General features: G+C 69.4%; 21 protein-coding genes, 7 pseudogenes and 1 riboswitch. Of the genes and pseudogenes, 16 read left to right on the top strand and 12 right to left on the bottom strand.

The window, feature by feature from the left end; translation table 11 throughout:
• Positions 1–63: 63 nt before the first annotated feature.
• Entirely contained in the window at positions 64–1,065 is a 1,002-nt protein-coding gene (locus E5082_RS30520) for an alpha/beta hydrolase (protein WP_135794466.1), read from the bottom strand.
• Positions 1,066–1,762: 697 nt separating this feature from the next.
• On the opposite strand from E5082_RS30520, the gene E5082_RS30510 reads away from it, so the two are divergent.
• The 5 genes and pseudogenes from E5082_RS30510 to E5082_RS33835 all read left to right on the top strand — a co-directional run.
• Positions 1,763–2,086, top strand: coding sequence for a PadR family transcriptional regulator (locus E5082_RS30510; RefSeq protein WP_135794464.1), 324 nt, complete (start codon positions 1,763–1,765; stop codon positions 2,084–2,086).
• Positions 2,087–2,097: 11 nt separating this feature from the next.
• A complete protein-coding gene (locus E5082_RS30505; RefSeq protein ID WP_208766264.1) occupies positions 2,098–2,436 on the top strand; it encodes a hypothetical protein in 339 nt (112 codons plus the stop codon).
• A 4-nt stretch (positions 2,437–2,440) separates the two neighbouring features.
• Positions 2,441–2,791, top strand: coding sequence for a hypothetical protein (locus tag E5082_RS30500; protein WP_208766263.1), 351 nt, complete (start codon positions 2,441–2,443; stop codon positions 2,789–2,791).
• Positions 2,792–2,857: 66 nt separating this feature from the next.
• Positions 2,858–3,019 (top strand): annotated as a pseudogene (locus E5082_RS30495) (SDR family oxidoreductase); the annotation flags it as partial.
• 158 nt (positions 3,020–3,177) lie between these two features.
• Positions 3,178–3,335, top strand: a pseudogene (locus E5082_RS33835) (IS701 family transposase); the annotation flags it as partial.
• Positions 3,336–3,410: 75 nt separating this feature from the next.
• On the opposite strand, the pseudogene E5082_RS33235 reads toward E5082_RS33835, so the two are convergent.
• Together E5082_RS33235 and E5082_RS30475 are read right to left on the bottom strand one after the other, a co-directional pair.
• Positions 3,411–4,093, bottom strand: a pseudogene (locus tag E5082_RS33235) (PALP domain-containing protein); the annotation flags it as partial.
• 198 nt (positions 4,094–4,291) lie between these two features.
• Positions 4,292–4,699 (bottom strand): STAS domain-containing protein, encoded by a 408-nt coding sequence (locus E5082_RS30475; RefSeq protein WP_244321656.1) that lies wholly within the window; start codon positions 4,697–4,699, stop codon positions 4,292–4,294.
• Between the two features lie 234 nt (positions 4,700–4,933).
• On the opposite strand from E5082_RS30475, the gene E5082_RS30470 reads away from it, so the two are divergent.
• Complete coding sequence (locus E5082_RS30470) at positions 4,934–5,275, top strand: helix-turn-helix transcriptional regulator (protein WP_135794461.1); 342 nt, start codon at positions 4,934–4,936, stop codon at positions 5,273–5,275.
• A gap of 51 nt (positions 5,276–5,326) precedes the next feature.
• Here E5082_RS30470 and E5082_RS33225 read toward each other — a convergent pair.
• Together E5082_RS33225 and E5082_RS30465 are read right to left on the bottom strand one after the other, a co-directional pair.
• A pseudogene (locus tag E5082_RS33225) lies at positions 5,327–5,500 on the bottom strand (IS701 family transposase); the annotation flags it as partial.
• 130 nt (positions 5,501–5,630) lie between these two features.
• Positions 5,631–6,080 carry a hypothetical protein gene (locus E5082_RS30465; protein WP_135794460.1) on the bottom strand — a complete coding sequence of 150 codons (450 nt, stop codon included), beginning with the start codon at positions 6,078–6,080 and terminating at the stop codon, positions 5,631–5,633.
• 12 nt (positions 6,081–6,092) lie between these two features.
• Here E5082_RS30465 and E5082_RS33220 point away from each other — a divergent pair.
• Both E5082_RS33220 and E5082_RS33605 read left to right on the top strand, forming a co-directional pair.
• A pseudogene (locus E5082_RS33220) lies at positions 6,093–6,596 on the top strand (hypothetical protein); the annotation flags it as partial.
• Positions 6,536–6,955: a divalent metal cation transporter gene (locus tag E5082_RS33605; RefSeq protein WP_341869185.1), complete on the top strand. Its 420-nt coding sequence runs from the start codon at positions 6,536–6,538 to the stop codon at positions 6,953–6,955. The pseudogene E5082_RS33220 and the gene E5082_RS33605, both read left to right, overlap by 61 nt.
• 43 nt (positions 6,956–6,998) lie before the next feature.
• Here the strand turns inward: E5082_RS33605 and E5082_RS30455 are convergent, their stop codons facing one another.
• Complete coding sequence (locus E5082_RS30455) at positions 6,999–7,928, bottom strand: NADP-dependent oxidoreductase (RefSeq protein WP_135794459.1); 930 nt, start codon at positions 7,926–7,928, stop codon at positions 6,999–7,001.
• A gap of 119 nt (positions 7,929–8,047) precedes the next feature.
• Complete coding sequence (locus E5082_RS30450; protein WP_167514184.1) at positions 8,048–8,686, bottom strand: HD domain-containing protein; 639 nt, start codon at positions 8,684–8,686, stop codon at positions 8,048–8,050.
• A gap of 135 nt (positions 8,687–8,821) precedes the next feature.
• Here E5082_RS30450 and E5082_RS30445 point away from each other — a divergent pair, with 135 nt between their 5' ends.
• Positions 8,822–9,790 carry a GlxA family transcriptional regulator gene (locus tag E5082_RS30445; RefSeq protein WP_135794458.1) on the top strand — a complete coding sequence of 323 codons (969 nt, stop codon included), beginning with the start codon at positions 8,822–8,824 and terminating at the stop codon, positions 9,788–9,790.
• A 110-nt stretch (positions 9,791–9,900) separates the two neighbouring features.
• Entirely contained in the window at positions 9,901–10,125 is a 225-nt protein-coding gene (locus E5082_RS33830; RefSeq protein ID WP_167514183.1) for a hypothetical protein, read from the top strand.
• Positions 10,126–10,156: 31 nt separating this feature from the next.
• Here E5082_RS33830 and E5082_RS30435 read toward each other — a convergent pair whose 3' ends face one another.
• A complete protein-coding gene (locus E5082_RS30435; RefSeq protein ID WP_244321659.1) occupies positions 10,157–11,371 on the bottom strand; it encodes an FAD-dependent monooxygenase in 1,215 nt (404 codons plus the stop codon).
• Between the two features lie 147 nt (positions 11,372–11,518).
• The gene (locus E5082_RS30430) at positions 11,519–11,950 is read right to left on the bottom strand and encodes a hypothetical protein (protein WP_135794456.1); all 432 of its coding nucleotides are present in this window, start codon (positions 11,948–11,950) and stop codon (positions 11,519–11,521) included.
• A gap of 277 nt (positions 11,951–12,227) precedes the next feature.
• Between E5082_RS30430 and E5082_RS30425 the strand changes: the two genes are divergently transcribed.
• Together E5082_RS30425 and E5082_RS33825 are read left to right on the top strand one after the other, a co-directional pair.
• Complete coding sequence (locus E5082_RS30425; RefSeq protein WP_167514182.1) at positions 12,228–12,929, top strand: TetR/AcrR family transcriptional regulator; 702 nt, start codon at positions 12,228–12,230, stop codon at positions 12,927–12,929.
• A gap of 132 nt (positions 12,930–13,061) precedes the next feature.
• Positions 13,062–13,358 (top strand): annotated as a pseudogene (locus E5082_RS33825) (helix-turn-helix domain-containing protein); the annotation flags it as partial.
• Here the strand turns inward: E5082_RS33825 and E5082_RS32540 are convergent.
• On the bottom strand, positions 13,247–13,534 hold the full coding sequence (locus E5082_RS32540) for a hypothetical protein (protein WP_167514179.1): 288 nt from the start codon (positions 13,532–13,534) through the stop codon (positions 13,247–13,249). The pseudogene E5082_RS33825 and the gene E5082_RS32540 overlap by 112 nt on opposite strands.
• Before the next feature lie 123 nt (positions 13,535–13,657).
• Positions 13,658–13,766, bottom strand: a riboswitch (SAM riboswitch).
• Between the two features lie 195 nt (positions 13,767–13,961).
• Here E5082_RS32540 and E5082_RS30415 point away from each other — a divergent pair.
• Complete coding sequence (locus tag E5082_RS30415) at positions 13,962–14,474, top strand: DUF3293 domain-containing protein (protein WP_135794454.1); 513 nt, start codon at positions 13,962–13,964, stop codon at positions 14,472–14,474.
• Between the two features lie 49 nt (positions 14,475–14,523).
• A complete protein-coding gene (locus E5082_RS30410; RefSeq protein WP_135794453.1) occupies positions 14,524–14,733 on the top strand; it encodes a hypothetical protein in 210 nt (69 codons plus the stop codon).
• Between the two features lie 130 nt (positions 14,734–14,863).
• On the opposite strand, the gene E5082_RS30405 is transcribed toward E5082_RS30410, so the two are convergent.
• Entirely contained in the window at positions 14,864–15,304 is a 441-nt protein-coding gene (locus E5082_RS30405) for a transposase family protein (RefSeq protein ID WP_244321654.1), read from the bottom strand.
• 65 nt (positions 15,305–15,369) lie between these two features.
• On the opposite strand from E5082_RS30405, the pseudogene E5082_RS30400 reads away from it, so the two are divergent.
• Positions 15,370–15,769, top strand: a pseudogene (locus E5082_RS30400) (NUDIX domain-containing protein); the annotation flags it as partial.
• 450 nt (positions 15,770–16,219) lie between these two features.
• Complete coding sequence (locus E5082_RS30395) at positions 16,220–17,020, top strand: SDR family oxidoreductase (RefSeq protein WP_135794452.1); 801 nt, start codon at positions 16,220–16,222, stop codon at positions 17,018–17,020.
• A gap of 462 nt (positions 17,021–17,482) precedes the next feature.
• Here the strand turns inward: E5082_RS30395 and E5082_RS33205 are convergent, their stop codons facing one another.
• Positions 17,483–17,650 (bottom strand): hypothetical protein, encoded by a 168-nt coding sequence (locus E5082_RS33205; protein WP_244321653.1) that lies wholly within the window; start codon positions 17,648–17,650, stop codon positions 17,483–17,485.
• Between the last annotated feature and the right edge of the window lie 22 nt (positions 17,651–17,672).

Genomic DNA, 17,672 nt, shown 5'->3' with positions numbered 1-17,672 from the left:
TGCTACTGGACGCCTGGCCGGCACGTTGTCCATCCCGCGACCGACTACCGCCGGAGGAGACCGTCAGTTGGTGGCGAGAAGGTGCTCCAGCCAGTTGCGGCGTGCCGCGACAGCGGCCTTGCTGATCCGCGCCTCGGGGGCTTTCCGGTCGAAACCGTGGATCCCGCCGGGCCACACGTGAAGCTCGGCTTCGCCGCCGGCCTGCCAGATCCGGTCGGCGTAGGCGAGGATCTCATCGCGCAGGCACTCGGCGGAGCCGACGTCGAGGAATGTGGGCGGCAGGCCGGCCAGGTCGGTGGCGCGAGCGGGCGCAGCGTACTGCGGCACGTCAGCCTCGCCCCGGGCGTCGCCGAGCAGCGAGCTCCAGGCGAACTTGTTGCGGCTGCGGTCGAAGAGTTCGACGTCGTCCATCTGCAGGGCCGAGGCGCTGTCGTTGCGGTCGTCGAGCAGCGGGGCAATCAGCAGCTGGCCGAGCAGGCGGGGACCACCCTTGTCGCGCACGGTCAAAGCGAGCGCGGCGCTGAGGGCGCCGCCGGCGCTGAAGCCCGTGACGACGATGCGTTCGGAGTCGATGCCGAGCTCGTCCGCGTGGTCGGCGACCCACAGCAGACCGGCGTAAGCGTCGTTGATCTGGGCGGGGTAGGGGTGCTCGGGCGCGAGCCGGTAGCCGACCGAGATCAGCGTGGCCCCGAACCGCTCGGCCGTCTCGAGTATCTGGTCGAGCCCGGTGCGGTGATCGCTACCGTAGAAGCCGCCGCCGTGTATGAAGTAGAGCGCCGGCCGCGATGCGGGCGCGCCGGAGGGTGTGCACACCAGCAGCGGGATCTCGGGGGCGCCGTCCAGGCCGGGCACCGAAGGCTGGAAGACGGTGAAGCGCCCGCCATGGCTGAGGTCCTCGAGCGCCGCCACTGCGGCGTCGACCTCCGCGCGGATCACCGACAGCTTCTCGAGGCTCATCGGCGCCAAGTCCGGTTCCTCCGCCAGGTAGGCGTCATAAGCGACCTGGAGTTCGGCATCGAGAGGAACGGGAACGGCGGCCACGGTCTTTCCAGGTTCAAGATCCATAGGTGCACGCTAGCGCCCCTGTTCCTTTCGCATCATCCGGATTTCGACACCTTGCCGGTCCCGCAGCAGGGATCGAGCGCCGCTTGGGCATCCCCGACCTGTGGCCCCTGACGCCGACCACCTGGGACGAGGACACCTTCTTCGGGGCTTCATCCCCCGCCCCCGCCAAGTCCGCATCCGGCGGCCGGACGACCCGCTCATCCCGACGCCAACCGCAACTCACACCCGGGCCCAACGGGCCGGACGTGATGCCGTGGTGGCGCAGCTCCTCCAGCCATGCGCGCACCCGCGTCAGGGAGCACACGGCCGGCGCGTCGGGGCCGGCCGGCACGAAGGTCTGCTCGCCCCTGGCGGCCTGGTCGGTCTTGGAGAACGCCACCAGCACGGTCACGCCGTCGTCCGACGTGCACTGGGTTGGTACCCCCTCCTAGCGTCGCACTCGTGTGTGGGGGGCATCGCTCGTACAAGGAAGTGCAGGGTCCGGCAACTGCGAGGTCAACTTCTGCTCGTTACCGCGGCCTTGATGTGGCCGGTCCGCCGTTGCAGCGGCGGACCGGCCACAGCCAGAGCCAGCGGTCGAGGAACTCGCCCCAGATGAACCCGTTGTAACCGTCGAAGGCTGTGAGTACGCAGTTCTGGGTGGCAATTCTCCGTCGCGCCCTTCACGAGCGCTCTATTACGTCATACGATGCATCGCATGACGAACCAAAGACGTTCGGAGGGACTGGCTCGGTTCGGCGAACCGGGCGCACTGGTGCTGCTCTCACTCAGCGATGGGCCAAAGCACGGCTACGCCATCACCGCCGACGTGAAGGAGCAGACCGGGGTCCAACTAGGTCCGGGCACGCTATACGGCTCGTTGAGCAAGCTCGTCGACCGCGGGCTGATCGTTGCACTGCCCAGCGAAGAGCGCCGGCGCCCGTACGAGATCACCCCGGCCGGGCGGGAGGCGCTGGCGGCGCACCTGGAGAGTTGGTCGCGCGTAGTGAGCACCGGAAGGCGGCGGTTGGGATGGGCGTGAGGGATCTGCTCGTGGCACTACACCCGAAGCCGTGGCGTGAGCGCTACGGCGAAGAGTTCCGCGCCCTCCTCGACGACACCGACCTCACCCCCCGCACCCTGATCGACGTGGTCGCCCACGCTGCCACACAGCATGTGCGGGCACGCTTCACACTGGTGCTGGTCGCGCTGGCGATCGTGGCGTCCACCAGCGTCACCCACCTCGCGCTGCAGGCTGGACTGACAGACAACATCCTGTGGGCCCCGACCACACCGCGCCGAGCGCTGGCGCTGTCGGCCTCCCTCGCTCCCTGGGCCGGACTGCTAGTCCGCACCTATCGCCGCCACCGTAAGCCAATTGAAAAGGGCTGAGCTCATGCTCATAGCTGTCGCCTGCGTCTTTCTCACGCTTGTGGTCGGCTCAGTGGTGTGTGTGGTCTCACCGAGGTCCCGGCGGCGGGTCCTCAGAGCGGCCGCGATGCTTGTCGGTGGACTTCTGGCGGTTTACCTGATTGCCCGGGGAATCGCCGAGTTCTTCATCATCGACTACTCCAACCCTGAGAGCTATGCGCAGGACTGGGGCGGCCCACACCTGCTGGGCGTCTTCGCCGTGCACACCGGACCCGGCCTGGTCATCCTGGGCGCGGCAGTTGCCCATCTCCGTCGGCGCCGCGACCGCCAGCGTGCCGCCGTGCAACCGCCAGACCGCCGCTCCACCGAGGCATAGAAACTGATGAGCACCTGGTCGGGACCGCCCATATGCCGACTGCGACAGCCCCGCCGGGCACCTGGCCCCGCTGACGGGCCGAATGCCGAGGTGATCGCCGGCTTCACGGCTGAGGGCCGCTATGCGGAAGCAGCCGAGATCGCGGCCACCGTCGCCCACCTTGCAAGTGCGGACGGCTCGTACATCACCGGAGCCTCGATCCATGTCGACGGCGGCTTCACCGCCTGACACGCGAGTTCGACTTCGCGACCACGGTGAGGCCCAGCCCCGCAAGAGGGTCGGCCACCACGTGATCATCGGGGGTTGTGTGGACTCCTGAAGATCGTGCGGTGGCCGCAGGTCATAGCGTAGACCCTGCCCGGTGGCAGGCGATGTTCGACCAGGTCATGGCCCGGATCGCGGGCAGGTTCAGGCGGCGGCCCGCGCTTACCTACTCAGGCTGCTGTCGGGCATCGAGCGGAAGAACTGCTCGCAGCTGGCCGAGCAGGCGGGCTTTGCTCGGCCCGGGCCGATGCAGCGCCTGTTGCGCTACGCCTGTTGGGAAGGCCAGCACCGGGGGCGGCCTGATGCCAGGGCGGGGCCGGGCGCCGGCGCGCGGAGCCCGCAGGACGCGCGGTGGCTACGGCCGGGCCAGGCCCGACTTCAGCCCCGCCCCGCACAGCGGCACCACCGCCGACTTCTCGCCGAGCGCCCCCTCCCGCACCGGCGCCCAGCAGGCCACGGCCGTCGTCTCCACGTACAGTCCACGGGACGCCAGGTCCAGCTGTGCATGCCAGATCTGATCCTCCGTCACGGCCTGGAAGGTTGCCCCCTGACTCCCGTACCGCGCGCAGGATCTGGCGGGCGCGGGGCGGGCGGGGAATGGCGATGCCCTCCGCGTAGGTGGGGGATATGGGCATAACCTCAGCAGAGGGTCGACGGCGGTCCCGTTGCGGCGAGGGCAGAGGACGGTGCCACCCACACCGTGTGAAACGGCGCAGCCCCGCTCAGAAAACCGAGACGGGGCTACCTCCTGGGAGACTCTATAGAGCCCACTGCCCGTTGCCGGGACGTACTGCCAGGCCAGCACTGCACGAAAACATGCCCCAGGGCGGCCGCCCAGACAGGGTGTTTCCGGAGGGTCATGGGCCGTTGCCCACCGAGAGGACGAGCACCTCGGGCAGGCGCCCGCCGAGGTCCTCCCACAGCTCGTGGACACAGGTTCTTGGTGCCGTGCAGGAGGTACGAGTTGAACACGTGCGAGGCGTAGAAGACGCTCGGCGGCCAAGAAGCGGGAGCAGATCGAGGCGCACGGAGCCCGGCTGAACGTGGTCGACGGCGACCTGGAGGCGGCGGCCGAGGCCGCCCGCGCGACGGCCGATCCAGCCGTGGCAGCGTCGCTTCCAGCGGGTCGGCCACCAGGGTTTGCTGGTCCTTGGGCCAACTCTTGGGTCAACCAGTTCAGCAGGGCGTCGGCTGACTATGGGCCGCCGTCATGGGCCATCATCCACCCAAGCGGGTTCACCCACATGCAGACAGGCGCCGGCCACGCTGGACTTTGACGCTGGGCAACGCTCCCGGCTTCGGTGAGGACCAGGAGGCGGCGCCGAACGACGCGGGTTCGGCGCACCGCGACCGTTCGGGTGCGAACAGCTCCTGCGCTCCGATGAGGTCGAGCAACCTGTCGACCACAGGGCTGGCGGCCTGGATCGTGACGGTCTTGCCCTGACTCACGGCCCGGTGCCGGAGTTCCAGAAGCACATTGAGGCCGGCGCAGTCACAGAAGCTGACCCCGCTCAGGTCCAGCTCGAGACGGTCGGACGAAGCGGCCAGGGCGTCGACCAGGCGGCCTCGGATCTGCTCGCCCGAGACGAGGTCGAGTTCACCTCGCACTATCACCCGGCTCCGGTTACCGCTCGACGCGAACAACGCAGTTGCCTGACCGGGCGGAAGCGATACCGCAGCACCATCTCTCTCGGAGCAAGGGAGGTTCGGCGCCAGAGGGGACCGGACGTGGTCCGAGGGTTGCTGCATGGCTGACTCCAAGTGTGCACCGGTGCGACCGCCCCAACGTTGCCCCACGGAAACAATACGCGTCAAGTTATGCACGAAAGCGCGTACGTGTTTTTGAAAGCGTGCATAGTTGCTCGCTAGAATCGGGCCATGGATGGGGTACCTGAGTCACACAGCGGGTGGACGTTCCTGACGAACCACGCTCGCGTCCTTGCGGCCATCGCGGACAACCAGAGCGCACGGGTCCGCGACATCGCCGTCCGCTGCCGCCTCACTGAGCGCGCCGTGCAGAAGATCATCGCGGACCTGGAGCAGGCCGGCTACCTCTCACACACGCGCCAGGGGCGCGGCAACATCTATGAGATCGACCCCGCCAAGGTCCTGCGCCATCCGACCGAAGCCGGTCTGGGCCTGACGGTGGCCTCACTCCTCTCCCTGCTCAATCTCCAGGACCAGACCCATCGCCAGGCAATGCCCAGCGAGCCCGTATAACGCAGGCCAACGCAAGCCGCGGCGAACCAGCACTCCAGCGGTCGATCGTGATCATGCCGGGGTCGAGGCCTGGCTGCGGTAGTGGCTGAGCCGTGATCGGGCCTGGTGACGGCGTCGCCACTGGGGCCAGCGGAGGCGGTGTGCTGCGTCCTGGATGTGCTGTACGGCGAGGGCGATGAACAGACGACCGATCTCGTCGCAGGTGAGGGGCATCAGGTTGTCCGGCTCGGCGTCCGTGGGGGTGTCGCCGGTGGAGCTCGAGCGGGCACGACGGGCGGTCGGACAAAAACTCGCGGCGAAGGGCAGACGGCCGGGCCGACGGGGATCGGTCGCCTCCTCCGAGCGATCGGCCGGGTCACAGTTCCAGGCGGAAGCGGGTGACGCGCGAGCCAGCTTCCGTGGGGGCGATGCCGAGCGCCGTTCCCAGCGCTTCCAACTGCTCGGGGGTGTCGGCCTCGACGGTACGGGCTGCGAGCCGACCGACATCCTTGGCGAGACGGTCGACCGCGTCCACGGCTTTCAGCGCGGCGGCCGGGGCGTCCAGTGCCAGGGTGGTGAGCCGGGTGTCCAACTGCTCCAGCAGCGCGTCCAGGGCTTGGGGGAGTGCAACCGTCTGATGCTCGACGGTCTCAGTGTGAGCGAGCCAGTCCTCGTAGAACGGCTCGGTGTCGGTGTCGGCTTCGGTGCCGATGTCTCCGAGCTCGTCCTGGTCCCACTGGAGGGTTCGGCCACGCCAGCCGCAGGCGCAGCAGGCACGTGCCCCGGCGGCCACCGGCCGGCTCTTGCGCCCGGTGTAGGCCCACACTTCCCTGGTCTCGTGGAAGTTCGCGCCGCTCTGACGATCGCTGGTCCACGACCGCCCCCTGCCCTTCCGCCGCCACCTGCCGGAACACCGGCTGGAAACGCCCTCAAAGTAGACCCGGACTTCGGCCGGGCTCGGCAAACGCCGCGACAACCATGCTCTCGCCTGATCGGCCCCGGCCGATCACTCCGCTGGGCTCGTCGTGGCCCATGGCGTCGAAGAGGGACAGGTGGACGACGGGACCGGCGGACGCCGAGTTCGTCGGCGGGGCGGCACCCCAAGTACTTCCTGTTCGGCCTGCCGCTGCTGCCCGCCGCGCTCATCGTCGCCGGTTCCTCGCTGCTTCTGCTGATCCTGGCCCCCGAGGGACGCCGCCGCTTCGAGAGGGTCACCGTGCTCCTGCTGCTCGTGCTCGTGCTCGTCCTGGGCTTCGCCTACCAGTTCGTCCGCGCCGGGTCCTGGCACGGTGCCTTGTCCGGCATGCGGCCCGGCCTCGTCGGCTCGGACAGCCTGGTGCTCGCGGCGGGCATCATCGGGGCCACCGGCATGCCCCACGTGATCTACCTCCAGTCCTCGATCGGCAAGCTGCCACGCGGCACTCCTGGAGTGTCAAGCAGCGCACCCTGCGAACCCACCGCACCTCGCTCACGGTCGCCCTCGGCCTGGCTGGCGTGGTCAACGCGGGCATGCTCACCCTGGCCGCCGTCACCCTGCACGACACCCGCCCAGGCAGCGAGAGCCTCGACGGCTTCCACGCCGGGCTCGGCTCGGTCCTGGGGCCCGGAGCCGGACTGGCCTTCGCGCTCGCCGGGGCGACCGCCCCACCCGTCGTGCCGGAGCCCGGACCTCCGCCGGTCCTGACCCGTGCCCGCTTGTAGCCGGCCATGACGGGTGCGCGCAGGTGGCATTCATCCCAGCCCCTCACGCCCCCTCGTCCTCGGCGACGCGGATGATCGTGCGGCCGGGCACGCGCTGCCTGGAGGCGAAGGAGGCGGCTGCCTCGGCGAGCGGCCGCACCGCGCCGACCCCTACCTGGAGCCGCCCGTCCCTGAGGCGCCGGGCGAGGTCGGCGAGGCGTGCGCGGTCGGGCTCCACCACGAAGAACACGGCCCGCCCCTCCTCGGGGCGCACGGTGGGCGGGTGAGCGATGGTGACGAGCGTGCCGCCGGGACGCACCAGTGCGGCCGAGCGGTCGAGGATCTCGCCGCCGATCACGTCGAACACGACGTCGGCCTGCCCGGCGTCCTCCAGGCGATCGTGGTCCAGGTCGAGGAACGCGTGCGCGCCCAGATCCAGGACGGTGTCCCGGTGGGCGGCGCGGCCGGTGCCGACCACCCGGACCCCCGCTTCGCGGGCGAGCTGGACGGCGACCGAGCCGACAGCGCCGGCGGCGCCGTGGATGACGACGGTCTGGCCCGTGGTGAGACCCGCGTGGTCGAACAGGCCCTGCCAGGCGGTGAGCCCAGAGATCGGCAGTGCGGCCGCCACCGTGTGGGTGACGTCGGCGGGGAGCGGGGCGAGGTTGCGGGCCTCCACGGCGACGTACTCGGCGAGTGATCCGTCGCGGGCCCAGTCGGTCAGCCCGAAGACCCGCTGGCCGACGGTGAGGCCGGTCGTTCCGTAGCCGAGTTCGGCCACCACCCCCGAGACCTCGTGGCCGGGCACGCTCGGGGTGCGGTCACGGCCGGCGCGGTCGGTCCAGGTCGCGGGCCAGTCGAGCTCTCCCCGGGTGAAGCCCGCGGCGTGCACCCGCACGACGACATCGTTCTCGGCGGCGTTCGGATGGGGGAGGTCCTCCAGGGTCAGCCCCGCGATCCCGGCGTCGCGGTCCCGGACGGTGATGGCTCGCACGAGCACTCCTTCGCTGCTGTCTGCTGCTGTCTGGTGGGAGATGAAGAGGTGGCTCAGCGCCGACTGGCCGGCCCCGTCACGAAAGGGAACGCATCGGCCCGGTGCCGGCTGTTGCCGGGTCACCGCGGCCAGGGAGCGTCGAGGACGCGCTCGACCATGGACGCGCGGCGGAATCCGGGAACGAAATGCTCCAGGACGTCCGCGTTGATGGTTCCGTACGTGGTGTCCGGGCGGTCCTTGAGGCCGTCGACGAATTGCTGCAGGAACTCCTTCTTGAAGTCACCGCGAGGATGAGCGGCGACGATCTCGTCGACCCGGTCGCCGTCCAGTTTGTCCAGCCCCCGGCCGAGCGCGTCGGTCAGCACGCCCTGGTTCATGGCGGCGGTCTCGGGACCCATCCGGCCGGGGATCGCCGGCGTCGTGTGCAGGGCGATCGCCGTCCAGACCACCTCAGCCGCGCCCTCGGAGAACCCGCGGTCGAGCAGGAACTTCCGCGCGTGGTCGGCGCCGTCCAGCTCGAAACGCTGCTGCGTCTCCGAGAACGGGATGGAAAGACCCGTGTCGTGGAACATCGACGAGATGTAGAGCAACTCGGGATCGGGCTGGAGACCGAGCTCGCGGGCGTGCAGCGAAGCGAAGAGGAATACCCGCCGGGAGTGGTGGAAGATCAGGGGATTGGTCCTCTCCCGGAGGAAGTCCGTGGCCTCCGCGACGGCCGATGTTCCGGGTACTTCCACCCCTGCGATGATGTCGGTCATGGTGTCCGTGCTTTCTGGTGCGATGTGTGACGAGTGGACCGTGCGCCCGTTCTCCACGGTGCCGACCCCGCGGCCCCCGGCGCCGCCTCAGTCCGGCCATGAACCACTCGAATCCAGTCACCTCAGGATGGGTCTGTGAGCTCCGGCACGCATCGGGTGGCGATCCTCGTCTACGACGGGGTCAAGTTGCTGGACGTCGCCGGCCCCGCCGAGGTGTTCGGGGAAGCGAACCTGCTCGGTGCCGACTACCGGATCACCCTTGTGTCCACGACGGGGGCCGGCATCGCCTCCTCGATCGGGATGCGGATCGCCGTCGACGGCAGCGCCACCACGCAGCCGGACCCCGACACGTTCCTGATGCCGGGCGGAGACGTCTACCCCAGGACCCCGGTCACGCGCGACCTTGTCGAAGCCGCCAGGGACCTGGCAGCCCGTTCCGGCCGGGTCGCCTCCGTGTGCTCCGGTGCCTTCGTCCTCGGCGCGACCGGCCTCCTGGACGGCAAACGGGCGACCACCCACTGGAAGATCGCGGACAGACTCGCCGCCCTGCACCCCAGGACCCGCGTCGAACCCGACGCCATCTACGTGCGCGACGGCACGGTCTACACCTCGGCGGGTGTCACCGCGGGCATCGACCTCGCGCTGGCCCTCGTCGAGGAGGACCACGGTCCCGACCTCGCCCGGGAGGTGGCCCGCTCCCTGGTCGTCTACCTGCAGCGGGCGGGGGGCCAGTCGCAGTTCTCCGCTCCCCTGCAGGGCCCGCCGCCCCGCTCGCCCGCCCTGCGCAGGGTCGTCGACCTGGTCTCGGCGCAGCCCGCCGACAACTACTCCCTCACCGAACTGGCCGCGCGTCTGAACCTCAGCACGCGTCACCTCACGCGGCTGTTCCGGGAGGAACTGGGCACCACGCCGGCCCGGTACGTCGAGTCGATCCGGTTCGACATCGCGAAGTCGCTGCTCGACCAGGGGTACACCGCGACGCAGGCGGCGTCCTTGGCCGGATTCCCGGGCTACGAGAGCCTCCGCCGCGTCTTCGCACGGGAACTGTCCATCAGCCCCGCCGCCTACCAGCGCCGCTTCGCCACGACCCGCAACGCCGAGTAGGGCCCGACGGGGGGGCGGCGGTGCGGGTGGGTCATGGCCGCCGCGCCGGGCCAGGCCGTCGCCTGGGCATGCTGTGAGGCCCCCGAGTCTTCGGTGAGCAACTCCGCGAGATGGTCGGCGAATTCGGTGAGCCCGTCCAGCCGTGGTCCACTGCGGGCGATACGAAAACCGTTGCGGCGCCCCCGGAACGCAGCCTGGACGGCATGAAACTGAGCCTCCCGCTGGACACGTTCACGGTCGAGTTCCGCGGCCTCGGCGAAGACGTCCAAGACGCGGTGGACAGCCTTGCGCAGGTCGTCCGCTTCGAGGAGCGTCAGCGCGCGGCGCCCTGGTGACGTCGCCGTTCACCGCGGAGCTACTGCAGAGTTACGGCTTCTGCCACGACCACTGGTTGTCTTTCCCTTGGCCTCGCCGACGGGCGAGGTACCAGCGTCGGCCAGTGGCGAAGGCGCGCCGTGTCGTGCGAACGGCAGCCGTCTGGGTGGCAAGGTGCAGCTGCTGGTGCCAGGGGTGCTGGCCGCCCAGGCGTACCGACATGGCGTGCGCGAAGGCCACGGCACCGCGGTCGGCGTACTGGTCCAAGTGCTCGAACCACGCCATGCTGGTACGCGCGGCCGCCTGCACCGGATGGAGTTCCGCGCGGCGATGGCGGTCGTACTCCCGCAGCGCGTCCTCCACATCGAGGTATTCCTGCAGGCTGTGCGCGAGGACGATCCCATCGATGATTGCCAGTCTGGTGCCCGAGCCGAGCGTGAAGTGGGTGGTATGGGCAGCGTCGCCCACGAGTACCGTCGAGCCGTGGTACCAGGTCTTGTTGGTCACGTGTGCGAAGCGCTGCCAAGGCGGCGATGCGTTCCGTGATCGGCTGATCAGGCGGTGGCCGGCGAGTGCGGGTTTGAAGATGTCCTCCAGCAGTCCCATTCCCTGGTCGTGGGCCAGCTCGTCGAGTCCCAGACCGTGCCAGGTCTGCGGTGAGCATTCGACGATGCAGGTGCTGATTCCTGCGACCGACGGATAGGCGTGAAACCAGATCCATCCGGCAGACGTCCGCTCGAAGTTGAACACGAAACTGCGGAAGGCATGGTCCGTGCCAAGCCAGATGTAGGGATTGAGACCGACCTCGATGCGCGTCCCGAAGCCCGCGCTCTGTCCACGGATCTGACTGTTCGCACCGTCGGCGGCCACGAGAAGGTCCGCCTCGGGAAGCGTCGAGGCGTCTGCGACACGGTGGCCGTACCGGACGTCGACGCCGAGTTGCGCGGCACGCCGGGCCAGGACTTCGAGCAATGCGGATCGGCTGATGCTGTATCCGTAACCCCCGAAGTACGCCGTCTGCTCGCCGCCAGAGCCGTGTACCCGCACCTCCTGGTCCTGCCACAGCACGGACCTGGCTGTGACTTCCCGGGCGCTTTCGGGGTCGTTGCGGTAGAGGACGTCCAGCAGGTCGTCCCAGTACACGACGCCCCAGCCGTAGGTCGCCGCGGGTGGGTCGCGGTCGTACACGGTGATCTCGTGCCCGGCGTCGCGCAACTTGGCCGAGATTGCGAAGTACAGTCCCGCAGGCCCCGCACCGACACACACGATCTTCAACGCTGCGCACCGCCCGTCCACCGGTCGATAGGGAGGCCCGCCGCACCAGAGCGGTCCGGATGCCCGATCTGACCGGGCATCCGGATGCAGCACTCACACAACTGCCGCACGTTGACGCCAGCTCACTGCGCCGGAGCGTCAGTAACCATGCCCACCACCATGATCACCGCCGCCGTGATAGCCACCGTGGTCACCCCCGAAGCCATAATCGCCGCCGAACCCGTGACCGTAGCCCCAGCCGTCGCCGGAGTGGCCGCCGCCTCCCCAGCCCCAGCCGTCGCCGGAGTGGCCGCCGCCTCCCCAACCCCAGCCGTCGCCGAAGTGGCTGCCGCCTCCCCAGCCCCAGCCGTCGCTGAAGGAGCAACGATCTCCCCAGCCCCAGCCCCAGCCGCCGCCGAAGAAGCAGCGATCTCCCCGGCTGTTGCTGTCGTAGGAGGGAGCCGAGGCGACATGGGACGACGAGGGGAAAGCGGCCGCACTGGCTGCGCCGGCTCCGGCCGCGATGGCAAAGAGGGGAGCCGTGCACACCACAGCGGCTATGCGCCGCATCTTGCTCGTAGTTGCGCGCATCTTATGTACCCCCTTCTGGGGGTCGAAACAGAAACAAGGATCGCGGGCGCTCAAGGGGAACGCCCACGCGCGCCGGATCCTGCGCGCGGGTCCGGCACGCGGTGATCCACCCGCCGGAGGCACTGGACGAGTGACAGCAGTTTCCCAGGCAGGCTTGCGGATCTTACTATTGACTACAAGACGGGGCTTTACGGTACGAAACGCCCCGTTTCATTAACATTGGCTCGTTTTATGGACGAAGTCAACGGGGTCAATGGCTCACACAGGGAGGCATGCGGTGGACGCTCCTAGGTCGCAGGGCGGCCGGTCGGACACGATGATTCCTGAGTGCGCCGAGCCCGACCGCATTACGCATGACTCGCGGCGGCGCAGCCAGGAGTCTCACAAAGCGGTGCTCAGGGCCACGAAAGACCTCCTCGGCGAGGTCGGGTACCAGCGCCTCGCCTTCGATGGCATCGCCCGGCGGGCCGGGGTCAGCAAGGCCACCATCTACCGGTGGTGGCCGAACAAGGCCGCACTCGTGATCGAATCACTCCGTGGGGAAGTCCCCCTGCCTGCCATCGACGAGACCGGTGATCTGGAAGCCGACCTGCGCACCGCCGTCCGTCTCACCATCGATCTCGTCTCCGCCCTGCCCACGTGCCTGATCCTTCCGGCGCTTCTCGCCGACGTGATCGAGGATCCCACCGGCACTGGTGCCTTCGCCGAGCTCATCGAGCCCCGCCGCGCTTCGGTCGTGAACCTGCTGGAGCGGGCCCGCCTCGCAGGCCGGTTGCCGCCGGACACCGATACGTCACTGATGGTCGACATCTACTCCGGAACGGTCGTGTACCTGGCCGCGGTGAACCGCACTGCGCCGGACGAGGCGGTGGTCGACCAGCTCGTCAGCCTCCTTTTGCACGGCCGTCTCCCGGTTTCCCAGGGACTCGCCCCCGCAGACCGGGAAGGATCGCCCAGCGGGGCAGCCGGCCCCGCGTAAAAGTCACCCCCCGCGGGGACGATTCCTGTCGGCGGTGCCGTAGGCCGCGCATCCGCCAGACCCTCGACACGCCCCGTGGCCAGCTACTGAGGTGGAACTCACGGTGTCGTAGGGGCTGATGGCTGGTCGTCCGTGCGGTATCACCGGGGCACGCGGTATCCACAAGGGGGCGGGCTGACCGCCGAACGGCAGGAGTTCCGCGAGGAGTTATGGCTGAAGGCGGCCGAGAGGTTCGCTCAGGGCGAGGCGAGCTCGGTGATCGCCACGGACCTGAGGGCCAGCGTCCGCTCGGTGCAGCGGTGGCGGCGGATGTGGGACTACGGCGGTCCGCGGGCGCTGCGGTCACAGGGGCCGGCATCGCTGCCGAGATGCACGCCGAGAAACTCGCGGTCCGTCAGGACCAGTTCGCCGGGCCCGCAGGAGCGGGGCAGGCGGCTGACCAGGGTGACTTCGCCGGTGCGGCAAACGGCCAGCTCGGCATCAAGGACGAGGTGGGTGCCCACCTCGACGTTCGACGCGAACAGCCCATGGTCGCCCTCCGGCCGGGTCCGGTCCGCGGCCCGGCTGATCAGTGACGCGGTCAGCTCCCCGGCCAGCGGCACCATCCGTAACACTCCTGCTGCCGCAGCTCTCCCCGGCCTCCGTTCCTGCTCTCCCGTCCCGGCGCCCCCGACCGGGTTACAGCTCGAACTCGAGGGCGACGAGGTTCTTGAGTTCGACACCCGGTGATCTGCCGTTTCCCAACGCACCGCGCGCTGGGCTGGTCGTCACCTGGGGCATGCGCGGCGAGCGGGGTGTCGCCCAGCAAGCCGGGGCTTGACGCTGAAACTCGTGACCGGGCGCGAAGCCAACACCTGTCCGGATTTTGCGCAATGTGATCCACAACGCTGTGCCCCTTGACCGGTGGTGTGGCATAGTTCCGCCCGGTCACGACGCCGATTGCGCCGAGGACCGGCTTCCACGGCCTTGTGGGAGAGAGCACCGATCTCCCTGCCGGTGGGTAAGGGGGTCCTTCGTCCACAGGAGGGCCTCATGCAGGTCACTGACGCTGCGACCACACCCCCGAACTGGGATCTCTACCGGCGGACGGTCGTCGATATCCGATTCCCGGACCGGACGGTACGGGTCGCACCGCGTCCGCGGGGCACGGCCGATGGCCTTTTCCCCCACCTCCCCGGACCTGCGGGAACCGCCGCCCTCCACGTCGTCACGGCGTGCGACCCTCACGGCCGTCCCGCCCTCGCCGCGGACAACGCCCGCGCTCAGGCCCTGCTCCTCGACGAACTTGACCGGCGAGGGCTCGCGTGGTGGCCCGCAGCGGGAGGTGATGCGCACGGCACACACATGGAGCAGAGCGTCGCCATCGTCGGCTTGAGCGACTCGGCGGCACGTGAACTGGGACGGTGCCTCCGCCAGGACGCGGTCTTCGCCTGGACCCCCGGTGCCTGGCAGCTGCTGTCCTGCGACAGCGGCGTGACGGACGTCCAGGGATGGACGGCGTTCACCAACAGGGGTCAAAGCTTTGTCACTTGTCCGACCGTCTGACGGACCCGCGACCGGACGCCGAAACAACAGCACCAGGAACAGGAAAACGATGGGCATGTACCCCATGCGCACCCCGGAACGTTGCCCCCGATGCGCCAGGGTGCTCTCCGGACCGCCCGCCGAGCGGGTCAAGGCCGACGGTTTCCCCGCGGAGGTGACCTACGAAACCGACCCCGTGTGCGGTGCGCGCTGGCATGTGTGGGACAAGACCTCCCTGCTGCGCCACCTGGCCCGCCCCCACGTGGAGGGCACAAGCTGACGTGACGATGCTGGAGCCGTACGCCCGCACCGACGGCGACGCGGTCGCCCAGCGTGCCCCTGCCGCCCGAAACCTCTGCCGGGCGTTTCGGCGGGTGCTCAGTCATATGGAAGAGCGGGTCTCAACGTCCCTACTGACGCAACCTGCAGGGCGCAACCTGCAGGGCGGATAGCGTCCGGTCACTGGAGAGATCTCCCTCCCGGCGCACTGCGAGCCATCCGCCCACCGCCCGATCCAGGGCATCACCGTCGATGCGGGCGAGCAGCCGGCGGACCGGCGCCTCCGATGGCACCGGCCTCCGGGGCAGCACTGGATCGGGGCGCACGCCGAGTCGCTCCAGCACGTGCGGCGGCGCGTCCGCGATCCACTCGCCGACCGCCAGCAGCGCGGTCGCACCGGTCAGCACCGCGCACGCGGTCAGCGTGAGTACGACGGCCAGGGCACGGCGCACTCCTCGCGGATCGCGCGCCAACCGCTCCTGCAGGCCGGGCACCTCCCCGGGCCCGACGTCGGACTGCTCGCGCAGCCGGTCAAGAGCAGGCGAAAGCAGGGGTGATGCGTCGGCAGGCACGGTCTTCCAGGCAGGTCACGGGGCAAAGAGCACTCCAGGTGATCGCGCAACGTGGTCGCCGCGTCTCCGTGGTCACCGACGATGAAGGTCGCGTGCTCCTTCATCGCCGCCGGGATAACGCTCTGGGCGTTGCCCGGTGGCGGCATGGAGATGACCGACTCACTCCCGGGAACGGCCGTCCGCGAGGTGAAGGAGGAAACGGGTCTGGACGTAGAGATCACCGGGCTCGTGGGCACGTACACCGACGCTCGCCACGTCATCGCCTACTCGGACGGTGAGGTGCGCCGACAGTTCAACATCTGCTTCACCGCCCGCACGGTCGGCGACCGAATCGCGATCTCGGACGAGTCCACGGAGCTGCGGTTCGTCCAGCCGGAGGAGATCGATCAACTGTCGATGCACCACACGCAGCGGCTCCGGATCCGTCACTTTCTGGAGCACCGTGAGCAGCCCTATCTCGGCTGACGCGCCAGTTTGCGGTGACGCTACGCCTGACGGTAACGACGGCACCCAGAGGCCGCTCCGGCAGCCCGTAGTGGCCGTCGTCGGCGAGGAAGCGGTAGGCCCAGGGCTGGAGTCGACGACGCACCGTTTCGGCCAGCCACTCTTCGCTCAGGGACACGCCCTGAGCAGTGGCGTCTCCGACGCGAGAGCCGATGTGTGACGTCGGCATCCGCGCGTGGCTCGGAGCGACATCGCAGCACACTCGACCGGCGCCGCCGCTCGCCGGTGCTTGAGGACGGCTCGCCGGGGAACTCGTCGGCACCGACGAGTGACGAGCGAGCCGCCGTCCACCGGTCGGTCCCGGCCCTTCGGAGCAATGGCCACGACGGGAGGCCGAACCCGGTGTGGGGAGCGGCCTTGCGCCCCTCGCGGAACGGTCGTCTCGAAGCACTCATTCGACCTGGAGCCGACATGAAGTCGCACACCACACCCGTCGCCCTGGTCACCGGGTCCGACTCGGGAATCGGCAGGGCCGCCGCGGTCCGGCTGGCCGAAGCCGGCCTGGACATCGGCGTGACCTGGCACCACGACCGCGAAGGCGCACAACGGACGGCGGACGAGGTCCGCAAGGCCGGACGCCGCGCCGAGGTCGAACAGTTGGACCTCACCAGCCTGCCGGAGGGCGCCGATGTCGTCGACCGGCTGGCGGAACGGCTCGGCAGGATAGATGTGCTGGTCAACAATGCGGGAACCGGCACCATGACGCCGTTTCTCGAACTGGACCTCGGCACGGTGCGCCAAGTCCTGGACGTCGACCTCGTCGGGCCTTTCCTGTGCTCCCAGCGTGCCGCCCGCCACATGATCGCTCAAGGTGACGGCGGCCGGATCGTCAACGTCACGAGCGTCCACGAACACCAGCCTCGTGTGGGCGCGGCACCGTATTGCGCGGCCAAAGGCGGCCTCGGGCTGCTCACCCAAGTCATGGCGCTCGAGCTGGCCGAACATGGGATCACCGTCAATGCCGTCGCCCCTGGGGAGATCGCCACGCCGATGACGGGCCAGGAGGACGCCGACGTCGACGCCGAGCGGCGCCCCGGCATACCACTGGGACGGCCTGGGGACGCCCGCGAGGTCGCGGCTGTCATCGCGTTCCTCGCGGGGCCCGACGCCTCCTATGTCACGGGCGCCTCGTGGGTGGTCGACGGGGGCATGCTGCGGATGGGCCCGCAAGCCGGCAGCCACCTGCCCGACGACGCCTGGCGCCGTCCGTGACCGGAGAGACCCGTCCCCGCTCGTCAGGGCTTGCCGGCCTGCGTCACTGGTTAGGCGGCGCAACGCTGACGTCGCCGAGAGCGGACCCGGAGTCACGCTCGACAGGCTTCCCCATGACGTATACGGCGACGTGCAGCTTGTCGTCGGGCCGCACTGTGACGAGGTTACGACGCCTCGACTGGACGACGCAGACGGCGCCTGCCGGAAGATGCTCTCCGGCGGCGCTCGCTTCCGGTTGGGGTTCACCAGCGCCTGGCCAACGCCGGCCGGCGGTACGAGGGCCAACCGGCCAGTCCGCTATTGACGCCGCGACGGACACCACCAGGGCCGCCGCCGCGAGCACCGCGCACCCCAGCACACAGCAGGTCAGCGGCGGAGTACCCGGTAACACGACTCGTACGCCTGCCGCAGCTCCTTCGCCCGCTCGGCCGTACGCCGCCACGAGAGCCGGGCCAGCGCCAGCTACTCGGTCTCGAAGTGCTCCTCTACAGCATCCCGTTGACTGTCGGTGAGCCAGCCCAGCCGGGAGTTGAGGCGTAGGGCGGCGGTACGACCCTCCTCCCGGGCGGCGGCCAGCAGCAGATGACTCTCGATCTGCCGGATCAGGTCCCGCTCGTCGTGGACCGTCACCGCGCGGTCAACTCCCGCTCGG

It is taken from the genome of Streptomyces griseoluteus (assembly GCF_004784465.1).
GTDB lineage: Bacteria > Actinomycetota > Actinomycetes > Streptomycetales > Streptomycetaceae > Streptomyces > Streptomyces griseoluteus.
The sequence above is the reverse complement of the archived record's forward strand: the minus strand, read 5'-3'. Positions and strand labels throughout refer to the sequence as shown.